At 64.4% G+C, this 20,627-nt stretch carries 19 protein-coding genes and 1 pseudogene; 9 read left to right on the top strand and 11 right to left on the bottom strand.

Going from position 1 to position 20,627, the window contains the following annotated elements; genetic code table 11:
* The first annotated feature begins 59 nt into the window (after positions 1–59).
* Positions 60–731 (top strand): TetR/AcrR family transcriptional regulator, encoded by a 672-nt coding sequence (locus AC1D75_RS24900; protein ID WP_495518004.1) that lies wholly within the window; start codon positions 60–62, stop codon positions 729–731.
* Between the two features lie 11 nt (positions 732–742).
* Here AC1D75_RS24900 and AC1D75_RS24895 read toward each other — a convergent pair whose 3' ends face one another.
* The 4 genes from AC1D75_RS24895 to AC1D75_RS24880 form a co-directional block, all read right to left on the bottom strand.
* On the bottom strand, positions 743–1,510 hold the full coding sequence (locus tag AC1D75_RS24895) for a dioxygenase family protein (protein WP_495518410.1): 768 nt from the start codon (positions 1,508–1,510) through the stop codon (positions 743–745).
* A 69-nt stretch (positions 1,511–1,579) separates the two neighbouring features.
* Positions 1,580–2,104 (bottom strand): GNAT family N-acetyltransferase, encoded by a 525-nt coding sequence (locus tag AC1D75_RS24890; RefSeq protein WP_495518003.1) that lies wholly within the window; start codon positions 2,102–2,104, stop codon positions 1,580–1,582.
* Positions 2,101–2,994, bottom strand: coding sequence for an oxidoreductase (locus AC1D75_RS24885; protein WP_495518002.1), 894 nt, complete (start codon positions 2,992–2,994; stop codon positions 2,101–2,103). The genes AC1D75_RS24890 and AC1D75_RS24885 overlap by 4 nt, the downstream gene beginning before the upstream one ends.
* Before the next feature lie 57 nt (positions 2,995–3,051).
* Positions 3,052–4,590 (bottom strand): phospholipase C, encoded by a 1,539-nt coding sequence (locus tag AC1D75_RS24880; RefSeq protein WP_495518001.1) that lies wholly within the window; start codon positions 4,588–4,590, stop codon positions 3,052–3,054.
* Between the two features lie 120 nt (positions 4,591–4,710).
* On the opposite strand from AC1D75_RS24880, the gene mfd reads away from it, so the two are divergent.
* Together mfd and AC1D75_RS24870 are read left to right on the top strand one after the other, a co-directional pair.
* On the top strand, positions 4,711–8,331 hold the full coding sequence (gene mfd / locus AC1D75_RS24875) for a transcription-repair coupling factor (RefSeq protein ID WP_495518000.1): 3,621 nt from the start codon (positions 4,711–4,713) through the stop codon (positions 8,329–8,331).
* 34 nt (positions 8,332–8,365) lie between these two features.
* Positions 8,366–8,998 (top strand): annotated as a pseudogene (locus AC1D75_RS24870) (nucleoside triphosphate pyrophosphohydrolase); the annotation flags it as partial.
* Between the two features lie 78 nt (positions 8,999–9,076).
* On the opposite strand, the gene efeB reads toward AC1D75_RS24870, so the two are convergent.
* From efeB to efeU, 3 genes are read right to left on the bottom strand one after another with little or no spacing between them, the layout of a single operon-like run.
* Positions 9,077–10,402: an iron uptake transporter deferrochelatase/peroxidase subunit gene (efeB, locus tag AC1D75_RS24865; protein WP_495517999.1), complete on the bottom strand. Its 1,326-nt coding sequence runs from the start codon at positions 10,400–10,402 to the stop codon at positions 9,077–9,079.
* The gene (gene efeO, locus AC1D75_RS24860; RefSeq protein WP_495517998.1) at positions 10,402–11,619 is read right to left on the bottom strand and encodes an iron uptake system protein EfeO; all 1,218 of its coding nucleotides are present in this window, start codon (positions 11,617–11,619) and stop codon (positions 10,402–10,404) included. The genes efeB and efeO overlap by 1 nt, the downstream gene beginning before the upstream one ends.
* Positions 11,620–11,651: 32 nt before the next feature.
* A complete protein-coding gene (gene efeU, locus AC1D75_RS24855) occupies positions 11,652–12,533 on the bottom strand; it encodes an iron uptake transporter permease EfeU (protein ID WP_495517997.1) in 882 nt (293 codons plus the stop codon).
* Positions 12,534–12,904: 371 nt separating this feature from the next.
* On the opposite strand from efeU, the gene AC1D75_RS24850 reads away from it, so the two are divergent.
* From AC1D75_RS24850 to AC1D75_RS24830, 5 genes are all read left to right on the top strand, one after another.
* Positions 12,905–13,594 (top strand): lytic transglycosylase domain-containing protein, encoded by a 690-nt coding sequence (locus tag AC1D75_RS24850; RefSeq protein WP_495518409.1) that lies wholly within the window; start codon positions 12,905–12,907, stop codon positions 13,592–13,594.
* Between the two features lie 145 nt (positions 13,595–13,739).
* Positions 13,740–15,026 (top strand): phosphopyruvate hydratase, encoded by a 1,287-nt coding sequence (gene eno, locus AC1D75_RS24845; protein ID WP_495517996.1) that lies wholly within the window; start codon positions 13,740–13,742, stop codon positions 15,024–15,026.
* Positions 15,027–15,057: 31 nt separating this feature from the next.
* Positions 15,058–15,642 carry an FtsB family cell division protein gene (locus tag AC1D75_RS24840; protein ID WP_495517995.1) on the top strand — a complete coding sequence of 195 codons (585 nt, stop codon included), beginning with the start codon at positions 15,058–15,060 and terminating at the stop codon, positions 15,640–15,642.
* Positions 15,639–16,178 carry a DUF501 domain-containing protein gene (locus tag AC1D75_RS24835; protein WP_495517994.1) on the top strand — a complete coding sequence of 180 codons (540 nt, stop codon included), beginning with the start codon at positions 15,639–15,641 and terminating at the stop codon, positions 16,176–16,178. The genes AC1D75_RS24840 and AC1D75_RS24835 overlap by 4 nt, the downstream gene beginning before the upstream one ends.
* Complete coding sequence (locus tag AC1D75_RS24830) at positions 16,175–17,128, top strand: Ppx/GppA phosphatase family protein (protein ID WP_495517993.1); 954 nt, start codon at positions 16,175–16,177, stop codon at positions 17,126–17,128. Before AC1D75_RS24835 ends, AC1D75_RS24830 begins: the two co-directional genes overlap by 4 nt.
* A 73-nt stretch (positions 17,129–17,201) precedes the next feature.
* Here the strand turns inward: AC1D75_RS24830 and AC1D75_RS24825 are convergent, their stop codons facing one another.
* On the bottom strand, positions 17,202–17,798 hold the full coding sequence (locus AC1D75_RS24825; RefSeq protein WP_495517992.1) for a TIGR03086 family metal-binding protein: 597 nt from the start codon (positions 17,796–17,798) through the stop codon (positions 17,202–17,204).
* A gap of 61 nt (positions 17,799–17,859) precedes the next feature.
* On the opposite strand from AC1D75_RS24825, the gene AC1D75_RS24820 reads away from it, so the two are divergent.
* Complete coding sequence (locus AC1D75_RS24820; protein WP_495517991.1) at positions 17,860–18,309, top strand: MarR family winged helix-turn-helix transcriptional regulator; 450 nt, start codon at positions 17,860–17,862, stop codon at positions 18,307–18,309.
* A gap of 5 nt (positions 18,310–18,314) precedes the next feature.
* Here AC1D75_RS24820 and AC1D75_RS24815 read toward each other — a convergent pair whose 3' ends face one another.
* The 3 genes from AC1D75_RS24815 to AC1D75_RS24805 form a co-directional block, all read right to left on the bottom strand.
* Positions 18,315–18,797, bottom strand: coding sequence for a DUF4395 domain-containing protein (locus AC1D75_RS24815; RefSeq protein ID WP_495517990.1), 483 nt, complete (start codon positions 18,795–18,797; stop codon positions 18,315–18,317).
* 120 nt (positions 18,798–18,917) lie between these two features.
* Complete coding sequence (locus AC1D75_RS24810) at positions 18,918–20,387, bottom strand: DHA2 family efflux MFS transporter permease subunit (RefSeq protein WP_495517989.1); 1,470 nt, start codon at positions 20,385–20,387, stop codon at positions 18,918–18,920.
* Positions 20,388–20,603, bottom strand: a complete 216-nt coding sequence (locus AC1D75_RS24805) for a hypothetical protein (RefSeq protein ID WP_495517988.1) — start codon at positions 20,601–20,603, stop codon at positions 20,388–20,390.
* Positions 20,604–20,627: the final 24 nt, after the last annotated feature.

The following is a 20,627-nucleotide window of genomic DNA, read 5'->3' as shown; positions in this document are numbered from 1 at the left end:
TTGAAACGTGGCCGCATATAGTTGGACTCGATGTCCATTTTTGTGAGGGGAAGGCGACGATGACAGTCGATCGCCCGACCACCAAGGCAGATCAGGTCCAACGGGTACCGCGAGCGCGGATGACCGGTCCACAGCGGCGTCATCAGCTGATCGAGGTCGCCAGGGGACTGTTCGCCGAACGGGGCTTCGAGGCAACCGCTGTCGAGGAGATCGCACAGCGCGCAGGTGTCTCCAAACCTGTTGTGTATGAACACTTCGGTGGCAAAGAGGGTCTGTATGCGGTGATCGTCGACCGCGAGATGGAAACCCTGCTCGAGATGATCACGTCGTCGCTCAGCAAAAACCGGTCACGGTACCGCGTGCAACAGGTGGCGCTGGCGTTGCTGACCTATATGGAAGACCGCACCGACGGCTTTCAGATCTTGATGCGCGGTTCGTCGACGGCAGGCGACTCCGGCAAGTATTCGAGTCTGCTGAACGACGCCATCAGCCAGGTCGAGCACATTCTCGGTGAGGATTTCGAACGAGGTGGCCGTGATCCGGCGCTGGCGCCCCTGTATGCGCAGGCGCTGGTCGGGATGGTCACGTCCACTGCTCAGTGGTGGCTCGGTGTGCGGGAGCCCTCCAAGGAGGTCGTTGCCGCGCATCTGGTCAATCTGTGCTGGAACGGCCTGGTCAATCTGGAGGCCGAGCCACACCTGGTCACACCGAACGACCCGCCCTCGACGTGACCGTTGTCGCCTCAGGCCAGCTGTAGGCTCCGCTTGCTCAGGCCCATCCAGAAACCGTCGACCACCTGATCGCCTTTCTGTTCCGGGTTGTCACTGGCACCGAGCGCAACAAACAGCGGTGACCAGTGCTCGACCGTCGGATGCGCATACGGCATACCGGGTGCCAGCTCGCGGAATCGAACCAGTGACTCCACATCGCCGGCGGCAAAACGTTCGCCGGCCCAGGCGTCGAACTCTTTGGACCACGTCGGCGCGATGGCCTCGGGTCGCATGTCGCGCAGGAACGGCAGACCGTGGGTGGTGAAACCGGAACCGATGATCAGCACGCCCTCATCGCGCAGCGGCTTGAGCCGCCGTCCGAGGTCGAGGAGCTGTTGCGGATCGAGGGTCGGCAGGGAGATCTGTAAGACCGGGATCTGTGCTTCCGGGTACATCACGGTCAGCGGGACATAGGCACCGTGATCGAGGCGACGACCCCGATCGTGGCGTACGGCCTGCTTGTCGGGCATCAACGCCTCGATTCGGGCGGCGAGGTCGACGGCACCCGGGGCGTCGTAGCGCACGCGGTAGTAATGCTCGGGGAAGCCCCCGAAGTCGTAGGTCAGCGGCACCGTGGAATCGGTGGCGCCGATGGTCAGTGGCGCCGACTCCCAGTGGGCGGACACCATCAAGATCGCGGTGGGCGTGGGCAGGTCCGCCGACCACTGCTCGAGCTCCCCGACCCAGCGGGCATCGTCCACCAGTGGGGGAGCGCCATGGCTCAGAAACAGGGAAGGCATGCGGGTCACGGACATGATACTACCAAACGGACCTCGGTCCGTTTTGTTCCTGGGCGGACTCGTCGCAGCTCAGGCGGGTGGCTGGTCCGAATCTACGACGTCGTATTGCATCACGATGCAGTCCACCCACGAGCCGTGTTTGAAGCCGATCCGCATCAGGCGTCCGACTTCGTAGAACCCGGCTTTGGCGTGCAGTGGTACCGAACCCGAACCGGGGATGTCCGCGATCACCGACACGATCCGATGGGCCGGTGAGTCTTTCACCGCGTCGAGGAGTCCGGTCAGCAATGTTGCCCCGTAGCCCTGGCCGGTATATGCCGGGCTCAGGTAGATGGTGTTCTCGACGGTCCACGCGTATGCCTGCTTGGGCCGGTAGTGGGCCACGTAGGCGAACCCGACCACCACGCTGTTCTCGTCCTCGGCCACCAGAAAGGGAAAGCGCTCGGAGATCAGGTTGGCGCGCTTGATCTTCCACTCGGCAGCGGTCGGTGCGACGTAGTCGAAGGTGACGACCGTGTGGTCGACGTAGTGCTTGTAGATGGCGGCGACATCTACGCAGTCGGGCGCGGTGGCCGGCCGCAGGGTGATGGTCACAGCGGGTACCTCGTGTCGGTTGCGAACTCCGCGAGTTCCCACAGCAATCCCGCCGTGCGGGTGTCGCAGGCCGCCGTGGATCGACCGACCAGCACCGGGGCGCCGCGCAATCCGAACGGTCCATCCGGCCCGACGTATGACCCTGACGGGATGTCCGGGGTCAGCGCCCGCAGCGTGATCGCGGCGCCTTCGGCCGGTGTGTTGGCCAGGAGCCTGCCCGCGCCGGCGATCACACTGTCGATCGCCCGCAAACCGGTGACACCGAGGATCCCGGTGGTGGCCCATCCCGGGTGCGAGATCGCGGTGCTCGTCAGCGACCCCGACTTGCGCAGACGGCGGTCGAGCTCGAGTCCCCAGAGCATGTCCGCGAGTTTGGACTGCGCATACGCCGCCGGACGACTCCAGGCGCGCCGCTCGAAATGCGGATCGTCGAGATGGATCTGCCCGGTTTTGTGTGAACTCGAGCCGACGATCACCACCCGGTCGCGGATCTGCGGCAGGAGCAGGTTGGTCAACGCGAACGGGCCGAGAAAGTTTGTGCCGAAGGATGTTTCGAATCCATCGACCGTGAAGCCGTGTTCCCGGGCCATGACGCCTGCGTTGTTGACGAGGATCTCGATGTCACCGAGGCTGTCTGCGCAACGCCGAACCGACGACAGGTCGGCCACATCGAGTTCGATGACCTCGGCATGTGCACCGGCGGTGTCGGCAGCGATCTCGGCGGCACGTTCTTTACCGCGATCGATGTCCCGAACGGCAAGGACCACGTGGGCGCCGACACGCGCCAGACCCCGTGCGGTCTCCCAGCCCAGACCGTTTGTCGCACCGGTGACCACGATTCGCTTGCCGTCCAAGTGCGGTAGTTTGGCTGCCGACCAGCGTGACTTCATGCAGTCACAATAATGGGCCGACGGGGCGCCGGTTCACACGTTCCGATGATCAACAGGTCACACCAACCCGCTCGGGGCCGGGCGCGAACCCGGTTCCTGCGTGGGCATGCGATTGGGCGGCACCGGGTAAGGGGTGCCCAGATTGACGAATCCGGCGGCCACGTTGGGCCCGCACTGTGCCGCCGCCAATTGGACCCGCGGTATCGGGTCCATCAGTTGGGGCTTGGTCGGATCGGGCCTGGCACCGAAGTTGAAGGCCGAGGTCATGTCGCCGGTGACGCTGCGGCGCCACGGCGTCAGGTTGGGAACTTCGACACCGAACCGGGTCTCGAGCAGGCGTAGCTGGGAGGTGTGGTCAAAGGTCTCCGACGCCACCAGGCCACCACGGCTGTACGGCGAGATGACAAGCGCCGGAACGCGATACCCGAGCCCGATCGGGCCGCGGATGCCTTGCGACGAGGAGACCGCATTGATGTCGGGGACGGTGACGTACTCGCCGGGAGTGCCCGGGGGAGCGGTCGGCGGTGTGACGTGGTCGAAGAAGCCGCCGTTCTCGTCGTAGCTGATGATGAGGGCGGTCTTTTCCCAGACCGCGGGGTTGGACGTCAGGATGTCGAGTACCTGCACGATGCCCACTGCACCGAGCGCGGCGGGTAGCGCGGGATGTTCGCACTCGAGCAGGTTGGGGACCACCCACGACACGGCGGGCAGCCTGTTGGCCGCGACGTCGGCGGCGAAGTCTGCGGGGTAGGCCGGCTGGATCCCGCGACGGTTGAGCTCGGAATCGACATCGGCCGCCTGGGTGAAACACCCCATCATGCCGTCGAGCAACACCGACGAGATGGGACCGAAGTCTTTGCTGTTGTAGATCTTCCAGCTGACACCGGCATCGCCGAGGTTCTCCGGCATCGTCCGCCACGAATAGACGAACTTCGGGAGCAGTGTGGGTGTCTCCAGGAGCGGGCCGCCGTGGGTACCGTCCGGATCGATCGACGCGCTCATCCAATAGAGCCTGTTCGGGTCGGTCGGGCCGATCACCGAGGCGTGATAGTTGTCGCAGATGGTGAAGGCGTCTGCCATCTGAAAATGGACCGGGATGTCTTCGCGCAAATAGTGACCCATCAACGCGGGTGCATTTCCCGGGCCCACCGAATTGATGGACATGGGCAGCCAGCCGTCGTTGCGTCCACCGTTCCAGGCCGCGTGCAGGCCCGCCCAGGAATGGTCCGGGTCGTTGATGCACTCGCCGTCCAGGCTCGCGCCGCTGTTGGTGTCGAGTCGGAACGGCATCGTGTAGCCGGTATTTGTCGGTCCGACGCCCGGGGCCCAGCCGCGCTGTTTCCAGGCATCCGACGGGTCGTCGAAGCCGCGGACACCCTGGAGTGTTCCGAAGTAGTGGTCGAACGAACGGTTCTCCTGCATGAAGAAGACAAAGTGTTCGATGTCGCCAAGCGATCCGCTCCCGCCGGGATCGGCCGCGTACGCGCGATCGATGATCGGGTTGGCCCATGATGCGAGGAAGGTGGCGCCGCCGACCGCGGCGACTCGGGCGAAGAACTCGCGCCGGTTCATGCCGGCGAACGGGCTGGTCGACATCGGAATCTCCTTGTGGGGGCCCGCTCACTCTAGGTCTGATCGACCGGTCGCACCCGATGTTCAGTTGAACATCGGGTGCTCGTGGTCATCGCTGGTTCCGCGCACCCGTAAACTGTTCGTGTGACTGGGCCCTCTGCTGCAATTTTCACCGGACAGCTATCTGGTTTGGCCCAGATCGCGGCCTCTGACGCTGCGCTCACGGGGGTGAGCGGGCAACTCGGAACCCCCGAACTCGAACTGGTGGGACCGCCGGCGGCGCGACCATTCCTCGTCTCTGCGCTGGCTGCTGCCGCGTCGAAGCCGCTGTTGGTGGTGACCGCGACCGGACGCGAATCGGACGAACTGACCGCACAGTTGCGCGACATCATCGGCAAGCGGGTGACGCAGTTCCCGTCGTGGGAGACGTTGCCGCACGAGCGGTTGTCGCCGTCGGTGGACACCGTCGGTCAGCGGTTGCGGGTGCTGCACCGGCTGCGTCACCCCGACGAGGAGAGTTTCGGTCCGCCGCTGAAGGTGGTGGTGACGACAGTTCGCTCACTGGTGCAACCGTTGGCGCCCGGATTGGGTGACCTGGACTCCATCACCTTGCGTGAGGGTGCCGAGATCGACTTCGACGGGGTGATCGCGAAGCTGGTCGAGTTGGCTTACACCCGCGTCGACATGGTCGGAAAACGTGGCGAGTTCGCGGTCCGCGGCGGCATCCTCGACGTCTTCCCGACCACCACCGACTACCCGGTTCGCGTGGAGTTCTGGGGCGACGAGATCACCGAGCAGCGGGCCTTCTCGGTGGCCGATCAGCGGAGTCAACCCGAAGTCGACATGAAGCTCGTCCACATCCATCCCTGCCGCGAACTGTTGTTGACCGACGGTGTGCGCGCCAGGGCCGCCGACCTCGCGGTCGACATGGCCGCCGATTCGTCGGTGGTCGAGATGCTGACAAAACTCTCCGAAGGTGTCTCCACCGAGGGGATGGAAGCGCTCATTCCTGCGCTGGTCCCGGGTCAGATGCAACTGCTCACCGAGGTGATGCCGGTGGGTACCCACGTGGTCATCCTCGATCCCGAGAAGGTCCGGACGCGGGCCTCTGATCTCGCTCGGACCGGTGCGGAGTTCCTCGAGGCATCGTGGACCGCAGCCGGTGGCGGCGGACTGGCGCCGATCGACCTCGGTCTGTTGCACCTCGAGGACAGCTCCTACCGCTCGCTGGACGAGGTACACGAACAAACCCTTGCCGCGCAGCGCACTTGGTGGACGTACAGCTCGATCGGCATCGGTACCGAGCTGCCATTGACGCCGGGCCCGGCGCCCCGCGGCGACGAGAAGGAAATCGCCAAGACCTTCGCCGGGCTGCGGGCGCACGTCGCCACCGGCGGCCGGGCAGCAGTGGTCTCGGCCGGTGCCGGTACTGCCGACCGCATCGTCGAACGGCTCGGAGATGCCGAAGTCCCGGTGCGCCATGCTGATTCGGGTGCCACTCCGGAGCCCGGGGTGGTCACCGTCCTGCGGGGCTCGCTGTCGTCGGGTTTGGTGCTGCCCGATGCGCAACTGGTGATCATCACCGAATCCGACCTGACCGGTGCCAGGATCACCGGGGCCCGGGACGGTCGCAGACTCCCGGCGAAACGTCGCAACCAGGTCGACCCACTGGCACTGAGTGCCGGTGACATGGTGGTCCACGATCAGCACGGCATCGGCAAGTTCGTCGAGATGATCGAGCGGACCATCGGCGGTGCGCGGCGTGAATACCTGGTCATCGAATACGCACCGAGCAAGCGTGGTCACCCCGGCGACCGATTGTTCGTCCCGATGGACTCGCTCGATCAGCTGTCCCGGTATGTCGGTGGCGAGACGCCGTCACTGTCGAAACTCGGCGGCTCCGATTGGCAGAACACAAAACGTAAGGCGCGCAAGGCTGTTCGCGAGATCGCCGGCGAGCTCGTGCAGTTGTACGCGGCCAGGCACGCCGCACCGGGTTATGCGTTCGAGCCCGACACCCCGTGGCAGCGGGAGATGGAAGACGCGTTCGGGTTCACCGAGACGATCGACCAGCTCACCGTCATCGGTGAGGTCAAGGCGGATATGGAACGCCCGGTCCCGATGGACCGTGTCGTGGTCGGCGACGTCGGCTACGGCAAGACCGAGATCGCGGTCCGGGCGGCGTTCAAGGCCGTGCAGAGCGGTAAACAGGTCGCGGTTCTGGTACCCACAACCATTCTGGCGCAACAACATCTGCAAACCTTCACCGATCGCATGCGGGAGTTCCCGGTGACGATCGCCGGTCTGTCCCGGTTCACCGACGTGGGTGATTCTCGCAAGGTCGTCGAGGGCATGGCCGATGGCACGGTCGACATCGTCATCGGAACCCATCGCCTGCTGGCAACCGGAATCCGCTGGAAAGACCTCGGATTGGTGGTGGTCGACGAAGAGCAACGCTTTGGTGTCGAGCACAAGGAGCACATCAAATCGTTGCGGACGCACGTCGATGTGCTGACCATGTCGGCGACACCGATCCCGCGAACCCTCGAGATGTCGATGGCCGGTATCCGCGAGATGTCGACCATCTTGACGCCCCCCGAGGAGCGGCATCCGGTGCTCACCTATGTGGGTGCCTACCAGGAAAAGCAGGTCGCGGCGTCGATCCGGCGTGAGCTGTTGCGTGACGGACAGGTCTTCTTCGTTCACAACCGGGTCAGCACCATCGACAAGACGGCGGCCGCGATCCGCGAAATGGTCCCCGAGGCCCGGGTGATCGTCGCCCATGGACAGATGGGGGAGGACCTCCTCGAACGCACCGTCACCGGATTCTGGGACCGTGAGTACGACGTCTTGGTGTGTACCACCATCATCGAAACCGGTCTCGACATCTCCAACGCCAACACCCTGATCGTCGACCGGTCCGAGGTCCTGGGCCTGTCGCAACTACATCAGCTGCGCGGACGCGTCGGTCGAAGCCGGGAACGTGGCTACGCCTACTTCCTCTACAACGGCGAAAAGCCACTGACCGAAACGGCGCACGAGCGGCTGGCGACCATCGCACAGAACAACGACCTCGGCGCGGGTATGGCCGTGGCGCTCAAGGACCTTGAATTGCGTGGTGCCGGTAACGTGCTCGGTGCCGAACAGTCCGGGCACGTCGCAGGCGTCGGCTTCGACCTGTACGTGCGGTTGGTCGGTGAAGCCGTCGAGGCCTACCGCGCGGCGGCCGATGGCAGGCCGATCGCCATGGAGGAAGAGAAAGAGGTGCGGGTCGATCTGCCGGTCGATGCGCACATCCCGCCCGACTACGTCGATTCCGATCGTCTGCGGCTCGAGGCCTACCGCAAGTTCGCGTCGGCGGCCACCGACGAAGAGCTCACCGGTGTTGTCGAGGAACTGCTCGACCGCTACGGCCCGCTGCCCGAAGAGGTCCTGCGCCTGGTGTCGGTCGCCAAGTTGCGTTTGCTGGCACGTCAGCTCGGTGTCACCGAGGTCGGGATCGCGGGCAACCAGTTCAAGGTCTCGCCGCTGAAACTGCTCGACTCGCAACAAGTTCGGCTCAAGCGGCTGTATCCGTCGGCGACGTACCGCGGCACCACCGGGGTCGTCGGGATCCCGATTCCGCGGACCGGTGGAGTGGGCAGCGATCGGGTGCGCGACGTCGAACTGGTTCAGGTGGTCGCGGATCTGCTGCTGGTCATCGACGGCCGCAATCCGGGCAGCGTCAACATGCGTGTCGATGCCGGGCAGGGTGCCGATGTCTGATCAGGCCAAGGACGTCGACGCGTCCGGCAGGCAACCGAGCGGCTGGGAGTTACTGGCGTCGGTCGAGTTGATGGACCGACTTCGCCTCGACGGTCCGTGGGAGCGTGATCAGACCCACGAGTCGTTGCGTCGCTATCTGGTGGAGGAGACCTACGAACTCCTCGATGCGATCGACTCCGGCGACCGTGATCATCTGCTCGAAGAACTCGGCGACATCCTGTTGCAGGTGCTGTTCCATGCACGGATCGCCGCTGACCGCGCCGAAGACCCGTTCGACATCGACGATGTGGCAAGGGCTTTCACCAACAAGGTGTCTGCGCGCACCCAGGGTGTACTCAGTGGCGAGCGCATCGATCTGCAGGCCCAGCTCGACGAGTGGGAGTCGCGGAAGGCCGCCGAAAAGGCGCGGGGATCGGTGCTCGACGGTATCGCCACCAATCAGCCATCACTCGCCCTGACCCAGAAGGTTCTCGAAAGGCTTGCCGCGGCGGACTTTCCAGCAGATCTGATCCCGACCGAAGTCACCGAAGTGCGAATCACCGCCGACGGACCCAGCGTCGAAGATCAGTTGCGCCGCAACGTTCTGGCATTCATGGCCGACATCCGCATCGCCGAGGCCACCGCCCCGAAGACCGCTGACGACTGGCGCACACACTTCCCTCGCTGACCCAGTAGTGTGCCCTTTTGGCGGCGCTCACCTGGGGAAATGCTCGCCACAAGGGCGCACAATCGGGGTGTGAGGGCGTTATTCGAACAGGTGCTGGCCCCAGTATTCACCCTCGGACAGGCCTGGGGGACAGGCGAACAGAGCCGTGCCGGTGTGCATGAGATATTCCATCATCGCGTCCTTGGACGCCAGCGCTCGTTGCATCGGGACGAACTGGGTATGGGCGTCGCGGCAGTAGGCGATGAAGAACAGACCCGCGTCGAGGTGCCCGAACCCGTCGGAACCGTCGGTGAAGTTGTAACCGCGACGCAGGATCCGGACACCCCCGAGATTGTCCGGATGAGCAAGGCGCACGTGGGCATTGCGAGGCACGAGTGGGCCTGCGCCGTCGCCGATGTTGAAGTCCATCTCGTCGAACTCGTCGACCTTGCCCAGCGGGGCCCCGTTGCCCTTGAAACGTCCGACGATCTGTTCTTGTTCGAGCAGCATCGCCCGGTCCCAGGGTTCGATGTCCATCCGGATCCGCCGGGCAACCAGGTACGAACCACCGGTCATCCACTGGGCGGCCGGAGGGTTGTCGCGCTCGGCAACCCAGACGTGAGCGTCGAGCGCCTCGGTGTCATCGGATTTGATGTTCGCGGTTCCGTCCTTGAACCCGAACATGTTTCGCGGTGTGGCCTGCGTCGTGGTGGTGGACGACGTACGTCCGAAACCCAGCTGGGACCAGCGCACACTGACCACCCCGAACCCCATCCGGGCCAGGTTTCGGATGGCGTGGACGGCGACCTGGGGGTCGTCGGAGCAGGCCTGCACACCGATGTCCCCGAAGCTGCGAGAACGCTCGATGGCATCGGCCACAAACGCCGGGAGGTCGGTGAGCGCGGCCGGCTTGCGGTCGGCGATGCCGAATCTGTCTGTACCGGTGGGGTTTGCGGCACTGGGGCCGAACAGCCCCGGTCCGAACCCGATGGTGATCGTCAGTGATGACGCCGACAAACCCAGGGCCTCGCCGGTGTCGGCAGGCGGCGTGTAGTCGCCCATCCCGAGCGCGCCGCCTTCGACGGTGTCCAGACCCCTGGTCATGCGCTCTGCGGCCGCCGTCCACCGTTTGAGCATGTCGATCAGCTCGTCGCGGTTGTCGGTGATGACGTCAAACGACGCGAAATGCAGTCGGTCCTGGGCCTCGGTGACGATGCCGGCCTGGCGTGGTCCGTAGAACGGGACGATGTGATCGGCCGGATCGGCGCTCGGTTCGGCCGCGGTGGCGCGGCCGACGGCCACACCCCCGACCGCGGCGACGGCGGCCGCACCCACACCGGCAGCGCCGAGCAACGCGCGTCGGCTGACGCCGGTGCGCTCGGTCTGCTGATCAGGGGTGGGTGCGGTGCCCTCTGGTTCGGTCACTATTGCGTCATCACCAGCCCGGGTACCAGCGACAGCGACTGCGAGAGTGCATCGATCTGATCGGAGAACGCCTTGCGGGCCTCTTCCGGGACCTGGTCGTAGGACTCATAACCGTCCGCCGTCTGATACTCCTCGATGGAGGCGCGCACGGCCGCGAACTGCGCGGTGATCTTGTCCATCAGCTCGGGGTTCTTGGCCGCGATGATGGGTTGCATTGCCGCGATGAGGGTTTCGGATCCGTCGACGTTGGCTGCGAAGTCCCAGAGGTCGGTGTGGCTGTAGCGGTCTTCCTCGCCACCGACCTTGGTGGCCGCGACCTCGTCGATCAATGCCTGCGGGCCCTTCACGAACGAGCCGGTCTCGAAGACGAAGTCTGGCTTGTCGACCTCGGCCTTGAGTGCGTTGACGTTGGCCAGCAATTCATCGGCCGCCTTGTCGGCTTCGGCCTTGTTGTCGGTCGCCAGGGCGTTGTCGTAGTCGGCCTGGGTCACATCGCCCGGATTCTCGCCGATGTCGCTTGTCTGCGGTGCCCACAGGAAGCGCTCGATGCGGTGGAATCCGGTGAACGGCTGTGCGCCGTCTTCGGTGTCGTCCCAGCGCATGTCGATCGCGGGATCGAGATCGGGGAACGACTCGGCAACCGGCTCGATGCGTTCGTAGAAGGTACGCGTCTGACCGAACTGCGCCTTCGCGGCCTCGAGGTCGCCGGCCTTGATCGCCGCGACGAACACGGCGGTTTGAGCGGCAAAACCGTTGACCTGCCCGCGGACGTAGTCGAGATAGGAGGCCTTGGCCTGCTCGACATCGGCCGGAACCTTCGCCTTCTCCTTGGTCTCGCCGGTCACGTTCAGCTCTTCACGGATACCGGCTCCGACCATGCCCGGCTTGCAGGCGGTCTCGTAGGTGCCCGGCTCCACGATCTCGACGGTCAGTTTGCCGGTCAGTCCCGGTCCGATGTTCTCGACCTCACCGAGCACGCGATTGTTGTTGCCGTACACGTAGAACTCGGTGATCTTGTTGCCGTTGTTCGTGACGTTGAACGACACGTTCCCTGTCTCGGCATCCGTGGTGGCGAGATCACAGCTCGAATCCGTCGAGGTGACGGCGATATCGCCGTCAGAGGCCTCGGCCTTCTCTGTACAGGCCGCCAAGACGAGGGGGCCGACGACGGCTGCGCACAGGAACGCCACGGCCTTCGCGGATCGGGTTGGGTTCATGTGGGGTGGAGCCTTTCTTCAAAGGTGGTGGATCAGACGGTGACAGGAGCCTGTTGTGGTCTGGTCGCGGCCGGTTTACGGGGCCAGAGGAAGTAGGTCATCACGATCAGCAGGTACGCGGCCCATCCGATCACCTGAAGCACCGTCGGGTCGGGCCGGAAGTTGAAGATGCCGGCGAGAACCGTTCCATACCAGGATGACTGGTCATAGTGCGCGGTGATGTCGAAGGCCGTGTTCGACAATCCAGGGAGCCAGCCGACGGTCTGCAGTGCCCGGATCGCGTACGCCAGCATGCCCGCGGCGACAACGACCAGAAATGCACCGGTGTAGGTGAAGAATTTCTGGAAGTTGATCCGGACGGTGCCCTGGTACAACAACACGGTGACAACGACGGCGGCGACCACTCCGAGGACCAATCCCACCAGTGGCCAGTTGCTGCCCGATGTGTTCTCGGCGTACCCGACCATCAACAACGCGGTCTCGACCCCTTCGCGTCCCACGGCCAGAAACGACAACAGCACCACCGCACCCGCGCCGACCTCGAGCGCGCGCGCCATCGAGTCCTTGAGTTCGCCGGAGATGGATGCGGCGGCGCTGCGCATCCACAGCACCATGAAGGTCACGATGGCCACAGCTGCCAATGAGGTGACGCCTGCGATGGCTTCTGCGGTCAGTCCGGTCACTGTCGACGTGCCGTAATGGATGACGGTGAAGATGGTCAGCACCATCACGATCGCGGCACCCACGCCGAGCCAGACCCACTTGAGGGCGTCCCGCCGGCCCGACTTCACCAAGAACGCGACCAGGATCATGACGACGATCCCGGCCTCGAGTCCCTCGCGAAGACCGATCAGTCCGCTCCCGAACAACTGGGTCGCCACCGAGGGTGCCGAACTGCCGTCAGCGACGTACAACTGTGCTCCCTCTGTGCTTGGGTCCGGTTAGGGTCGGATTGCCTAAGACGCGACTGTACAACGGAATCCGGGGAACTCAGAGCGGTAATTCTGGAGTTGGGACATGTTGGGGACTTTATGCCCCACCCCTGCGACCTGCGTATTCGGGCAAATCGGACAAAGCTGATCGAAGGTCGGCGTGTCGTTCGGCGATTCGATACCGAGCAAGCGCGGCCCGGTCGGGCACAGTGGAATGGTGGTCCCGCACAACGTGGCGGGTCGATGGTGACGAAGTGAGGATGACGGTGGTGTGTGGGCGTCGGCGAGAGCCGCGAAGTGGTCGGCGAGCGATTGCCCGACGGGTTGCGGTCGTGGGCGCCATCGTCGGCGTGATGGCGGCGAGTGCCGGATGCCTCGATCTACCGTCCAAGCCAGAGGTGGTGATCCCGGACGGCATCCCACCCAACCCCGGTGCGCCGGTGCCCTACTTCGACATCAACGCGCCCGGCCGCACCGCTGAACTGGTGCGTGAGTGGGCGACCCCGATCTCCGAGCAGAGCCGGATCCCGCTGGTCGCTCTGGAGGCCTACGGCAATGCAGCGGAGATCCAACGTCAGCAACACCCCGAATGCGGCATCACCTGGACAACACTCGCCGGGATCGCCGGCGTGGAGAGCAAACACGGTCAATATCGCGGTGCGCAGATCGCCGCCAGTGGCGACGTCTCGCCGGAGATCCGCGGGGTACCGCTCGACGGGACGGCAGGCAACGCCAAGATCGCCGACACCGATGGCGGTGTGCTCGACGGTGACGATCGGCTCGACCGGGCGATGGGCCCGTTCCAGTTCATCCCGGCAACCTGGGAACGCTTCGGCGTCGACGCCAACGGCGATGGTGTGGTCGACGTCGACAACATCGACGACGCAGCCCTGTCCGCGGCGCGCTACCTCTGCGTCTCCGGCGGCGATCTGACCACGCCCGAAGGCTGGGAGAAAGCGGTCAAGGTCTACAACAACTCGATGCAGTACGTCCTCGACGTCCGAGATCACGCAAACGCCTATTCGGTGAACGTCGCGTACTGAGGCTTTTCGGGCAGATCGCATCTGCATCGGCGTCGGTGCGTCAATCGTTATCTGGCTGCGTTGGGCATTAGGCTCTAAGGCGATACGCGCCACCTCTCGGTGCGGGCGTGAACGTGCAGTGATCAACATCTGAAGGAGATGAGCCGTGGCCAGCATCGATCAGGTCGGAGCCCGCGAAATTCTGGACTCGCGGGGTAACCCGACAGTCGAGGTCGAAGTTGTTCTGGACGACGGAACATTCACCCGCGCGGCGGTACCCTCGGGCGCCTCGACCGGTGAGCACGAAGCAGTGGAACTCCGCGACGGTGGCGATCGCTACGGCGGCAAGGGTGTTCTGAAGGCCGTGGAGGCCGTGCTCGGTGAGATCGCACCCGCCGTGATCGGCATCGAAGCCGACGATCAGCGACTGGTCGACCAGGCGCTGCTCGACCTCGACGGAACCCCCGACAAGTCCCGCCTGGGTGCCAACGCGCTGCTGGGTGTCTCCCTGGCCGTTGCCAAGGGTGCCGCCGAGTCGGCCGGACTGCCGCTGTTCCGTTACGTGGGCGGACCCAACGCGCACATCCTTCCCGTCCCGATGATGAACATCGTCAACGGTGGCGCGCACGCCGACACCGGTGTCGATGTCCAGGAGTTCATGGTCGCGCCCATCGGAGCGCCGACGTTCAAGGAGTCCCTGCGCTGGGGCGCCGAGGTGTACCACTCGCTGCGGTCCGTCCTCAAGGCCAAGGGCCTGTCGACCGGTCTCGGTGACGAGGGTGGCTTCGCTCCGGACATCGCCGGAACCCGTGCAGCGCTGGAGCTGATCAGCGAGGCCATCGGCAACACCGGTCTGAAGCTGGGCACCGACGTCGCGCTCGCGCTCGACGTTGCCGCCACCGAATTCCACACCGAGGGCAAGGGTTACGCCTTCGAGGGCAGCATCCGCACCGCTGCACAGATGGCCGAGTTCTACGCCGAGCTGCTCACCGAGTTCCCGCTGGTCTCGATCGAGGATCCGCTGTCCGAGGATGACTGGGACGGCTGGATCGCGCTCACCGAGGCCATCGGCGACAAGGTCCAGCTGGTCGGCGACGACCTGTTCGTCACCAACCCCGAGCGCCTCGAAGACGGCATCAACCGCGGTGCCGCCAACGCACTGCTGGTGAAGGTCAACCAGATCGGCACACTCACCGAAACCCTCGACGCCGTGGCGCTGGCACACAACAGCGGCTACAAGACGATGATGAGCCACCGTTCGGGTGAAACCGAAGACACGACCATCGCCGACCTGGCAGTGGCATGTGGTTGTGGACAGATCAAGACCGGTGCACCGGCTCGTAGCGAGCGCGTTGCCAAGTACAACCAGCTACTCCGCATCGAAGAGGGCCTGGGTGACGCAGCCCGGTACGCAGGCGATCTTGCCTTCCCGCGGTTTTCCTTCGAGGGCTGAGAAGCACGATAAGTTGACGGACGCGTAAGCCATGGCCGAAAGACGTAGTCGCCGAACGGGATCGCAAGACGGATCCCGTCGTGAGCGCGGCCGTGGGCAGGCCGACGGCGGAGCCCGGCCGGCACGGTCGGGGTCGCGCAGTCGCGGTGGCCCCGGCCCCACCCGGGCCCGGGCCACATCGCGGACCGCCATGTCGCCGACGATGACGTTGCCGCGGACCGCGGCGGCGTTGTCGTCGCGGTGGGAGGCGATCAATCCGAAGCGGGCCGTGGTGCTCGCCGCCGTGCTCAGTCTGTTGGCGTTGTCGCTGGCGGTACCGATGCGGACGTACTTCTCGCAGCAGACCGAGTTCGACGAATTGCGGGCAGGCAATTCGCAACTCGAGCAAGAGGTTCGCGATTACGAAGAGAAGGTCGCCGAGCAGAGCGACCCGGCCTACATCGAGGCGCAGGCGCGCGAAAGATTGCAGTTTGTGATGCCAGGGGAGAAGCCTCTGGTGATGCAGTACCCGGTACCTCCGGGCAAGACGGACGAAGAGCGTGAGGCGGAGAAGCAGGCACAGAACCCCTGGTACACCAACCTGTGGGAATCGGTATCTGTGCCCGAGAAAAAATGAGTAATTCAGAATCCAATCAATCAGTCTCCCAAGATGATCTCGACGTCATCGCAAAGCAGCTGGGACGTTTGCCCCGCGGAGTGCTCGAGGTCAGCTATCGCACGCCCGACGGTCGGCCCGCGGTCGTCAAGACCGCTCCGCGGCTGCCCGACGGCACACCGTTTCCCACGCTCTACTACCTGACCGATCCGCGCCTGACCGCCGAGGCGAGTCGACAGGAATCGGCAGGGGTGATGCGGGAGATGACGGCCCGCCTGGCCGAAGATCCAGAGCTGGCCGCGCAATATCGTCGGGCCCACGAGTCGTATCTCGCCGAACGCGATGCGATCGAGTCGTTGGGGACCGACTTCACCGGCGGCGGCATGCCGGACCGGGTCAAATGCCTGCACGTCTTGATCGCGCATTCGCTGGCAAAGGGTCCGGGTCTGAATCCGTTTGGTGACGAGGCCGTGTCGTTGGCTGCCGCAGCCGGACTGCGTGGCAGCGCGATACCGGCCGACTGGCCCGAACTGCCTGCACGCGAAGAGGATTCATGAGCGACGTTGTCGCAGCGGTTGATTGTGGCACCAATTCGATCCGCCTGCTGGTGGCTGCCGCCGGAGAAGACGGACTGATCGATCTTCATCGCGAGATGCGGGTTGTCCGGCTCGGACAGGGTGTTGATGCCACCGGTGCGTTCGCCGATGAGGCGATAGAACGTACCCGCGTCGCACTGGCCGACTATGTGACGGTCATGCAATCCCACGGTGTCAGCGCAGTCCGGATGGTGGCCACCTCGGCCACCCGGGACGCCGCCAACCGTGACGAGTTCTTTGCGATGACCCGTGAACTGCTCGGTGCGGTGTCACCCGGCGCGGTCGCCGAGGTGATCTCCGGCGATGAGGAAGCGCGGTTGAGCTTTGCCGGTGCGGTGGGTGACCTCGACCCCGCGCAGGGTCCGTTTGTGGTTGTCGATCTCGGTGGCGGGTCCACCGAGGTGGTGATGGGTGACGGCGACGGTGTCCACGCCGCGTATTCGGCCAACATCGGCTGTGTCCGGCTGACCGAACGCTGCCTGCACAGCGATCCGCCCACCGACGCCGAGATCGCCGATGCCATTTCGGTGATCAAAACGCTTCTGGGTGAGGCTTTTTCGCACGTCGACGTCGATGGGGCGAAAACGTTTGTGGGTGTGGCCGGAACGATGACCACCCTGGCGGCCCTGGCTGCAGACCTCCCGGAGTACGACTCGGAGCGAATCCATCTCTCGCGGATCGGGTTCGAGCGGCTGTCGCAGGTGTGTTGGGACCTGGTACGGATGCCACGGGCGCAGCGGGCCGTGCTCGGGCCGATGCATCCGGGCCGCGTCGACGTCATCGGTGGCGGATCGCTGGTGACACTCGAACTCGCGGAGATGATCGGGGAGCGAACCGGAATCACCGATCTTGTTGTCTCCGAACACGACATCCTCGACGGAATCGCGCTTTCGCTGCTGAACGTCGACTGACCTCGTTCTGCGGACTGATGGCTGTCACCCGGTGGCGGAACCACTGGTGGATGCTGACAGGTGAGTGGCAGGCTCAGATCGCTGGCCACTGCGGTGAGCGCCCGAGCAGTGCCAGCGTCCGGTCCAGTCCGGTCGAATTGGCCGGGGGTGCGGTTCGTGGCCCGAACGGGGAACCGGTCCGGCTGCGGTTTTCGGCATCAGGAATCTGCTCAGCGATTTGTAGCACCAGCTCTGTCAGCATCTGATCGGGGTCGATGCGACGACCGATGGCACGCGCGACGTCCCAGGCGTGGACGAAGGAGTCGACCAGGTGCATGGTGATCGCTTGTGAGCCGATGAATGTCTGATCGCGCGAGAGTTCCGGCAGTGAGAAGTGTCGATCGGCGACGCCGGGCTGCGCGAATGCCGTGGTCACCGCGGTGGCCGATTCCAAGTAGTCGCTGACCGGATCGTCGCGCTGCGTTCCGGTGATCCAGAGTGCGTCGTCGCGACCGTTGCCGGCGGCTGCTGCGGCGAAACCATTGTTTTGCACGGTCATGTGGTCCAGGAGCTCGACCAGATTCCACTCGGCACATGGGGTCTGACTCATCAGCTGGTCGGGCGAGATCAATTGCACTGAATCGATGGTGAGTTGCACGGCTTGGGCGTGAGAAGCTTGCAAAATATTCATAAGCAGCAGCATATCGTATGCAACCTGCTTATTGATAGCCCGAACGCGATAGTTTGATGACATGAACGAGCAACCGCGACCAGATCTGGCAGCGATGTTGTTGCCGCTGGTCCGAGCCCTGGTCGAGATCGAGGAACCCATCTTGGCCGAAAATGACCTGACCATGTGGGCGTATTCCGTGCTGCTGGAACTCAGAGAAGGGCCGGTCCGGACCCAACAGGCGTTGGCGGCGGCAATCGGTGCGGACAAATCGCGTCTGATCCCGATTTTGGACAACCTGCAAGGGCGGGGGATGATCACGCGCCGACCTGACCCGTCCGACCGCCGCGTCCGGCTGGTGGCGCTGACGGCGGAGGGGCAGCAGATTCGCGATCGGACCCAGGCCGCGATTCAACGCGCGGAAGGAAAAATACTCGGGCCTCTGACCCCGGCAGAACGGCAGGACTTCATCCGGTTGGTACGTGCCCTGCACCAATCCGTTCTGGCCGCCGCGGACCCGATCCCTGAGTGACCTGGTCAGTGGGTGACGGATGTGCGCAGCGAAATGTTGTTGCAGGCCTCGCATACGCTCTCCGGGATCACACCGGCGCGCTGCAGGAAGCCAAAGATGGTGCAGCCCATGCAAAAACCGAGGACCGACTCCAGAAGTGCGGCCACCACAAGCAGTCCGGTCAGGATCTGGGCGGCCAGTCCGAGGCCGAACAGCGACAGGATCAGCGCAGAACCGCTGAAGACCAGTCCGATCGTCTGAGCGAACCGCTTCGGCGGTCCGGGAACCAGCTTTGTCCTCTTGATGAAGTGCGGAACGATGACCCGCACGGAAAGTTGTCCGAACGGTGAGAGCGTGGGTCCCGACGCCACCCGCAGTGCAAACCCGATCGCGAGTACCGCGTACACGACGGGATTGTTGATCACGATCGCCACTACGGCGAGCAGGACCACCAGGCCGGCAGTCGATCGCGCGGCATAGTCGTTGACGGGATTCGGAAAAGTCAGCACCGGCCCAGGCTACCGATCGGACCCGTACCACCCAACATTTGCGCCCACCGCGCCTCCATCTCCCGATGGTGTGCTGTTTTGGTGCAGCTCACCTGCGCTTTTGTTCGCCAAAACACCACATCATCGGGGCTGGGCGGGGCTGGATTCTTCCAGTTCGGCGAGGCGTTCCTGCTCTTCGGCGTGCTTTTTGACGGCATTGAGCCCGGGCAACAGGAAGCTGGCCGCAGCACATAGGGCGTATCCGCAGATCGGCACCCAGGCGGCGATCGTGAATGCATGAAGCAGTTCTGGCTGGGTGTAGCGACCGGCCTCACCGAAGAACAGCACGCCGGTGACGGCCACACCGACCGCGCCGCCGATCTGGGCGAACGTGTTCAACGTGCCCGACGCCGCACCGGAATCGGACACGTCCACCGTGGACAGCGCGATATCGAGCAATGGCACCAACATAATGGTCAGACCGAGACCGGCCAGTGCCATCGGGAAGACCGTGTCCCAGCTAGAGAACGCCGCGTCTGCGTCTCGGATCACCACAATGGTCCAGGCGGTGCCTGCGCTCATCATGAGGCCACCGATCAACGGCAGGTTGCGTCCGAGTCGAGTGGTCAACGCGGCTCCGATACCGGCGGCGATCGTGGCACCGATACTGAACGGCAGCGTCATCGCGCCGGCCGTGATGGCCTCGAAGCCGAGACCTACCTGGACGTAGAGCGCCAGTATCAGGAAGAACGACGTGATCGAGCCCTGGAACAGGAACTGGATGGCCGAACCACCGACGAACCCGCGGTTACCGAACAGACGGAGGGGGATCAGCGCGCTGCCCTCGGTCGTGCGTCGCCGTTGCTGGAACACGAATGCGGCCAACGCCACCGGCGACAGCGCCATCATCACGAATGACCAGGTGGGCCAGCCCAGTTGTCGTCCCTCCACCAGGGGATAGACGAGCAACAGGACGCCACCCACGGCGAGCACCACGCCGAGTAGATCGAGATTGGTGACCTTCTCGGACTTGGTGTCGGGGATCAGGAACCAGCCGGCAACCGCAATGATGATGCCGATCGGGACATTGATGAAGAAGATCGCCCGCCACTCGCCACCCAACGGGTTGTCGGTGACCAACCAGCCGCCGAGAACCGGACCGATCACCGCGGCCATCGCGGTGATGGTGCCGAGGATCGCAAAGACCGGCGCGCGTTCCTTGGGACGGTAGAGGACCTGCACGTTGGCCAGAACCTGCGGAACCATCAGCCCGGCAAAGAAGCCCTGCAGCACCCGCGAAGCCACCAGAATGCTGCCGGTCTGCGCGGTCGACGCGAGGACCGAAGCCAGGGTGAAACCGACGATTCCGATGAGGAAGACCTTTTGGCGTCCATAACGGTCCCCGAGACGTCCGGCCGTGATGAGGACACTGGCGAACGCCAACACGTAGCCGCCGACCAACCATTCGATCTGTGCCGGGGAGGCGTCGAGATCACCGCGGATGGAAGGGATCGCCACGTTGACGATCGTCACGTCCATGAGATCCATGAACATTGCGAAGGCAAGGATCGCCATCGCGAGGTTGCGCCGCTCGTAGATCGGCGCGGTCATCTAAATGCTCGGACCGTCTGTGCGTTCGGTCTCGTCGATACGTGCGCGCTTGGACGCCTCACGCATCTCGATGCCGTCGGTGATCAGATCACCGATTTCCCTGGTGACGTCGACGACTGCTCCGGTGATGATCGACGCGATCCGCCCGACCCGATGAGTGGTCTGTTCGATCAGTTCCTGGGCGATGTCCTTGTTGCGTTCGAATTGCGAGACCATGCGGGCCTTCCGTGTCGATGCCGG

This window comes from Williamsia sp. Y712 (assembly GCF_059445525.1).
This window is presented reverse-complemented; position numbering and strand designations above follow the sequence as displayed.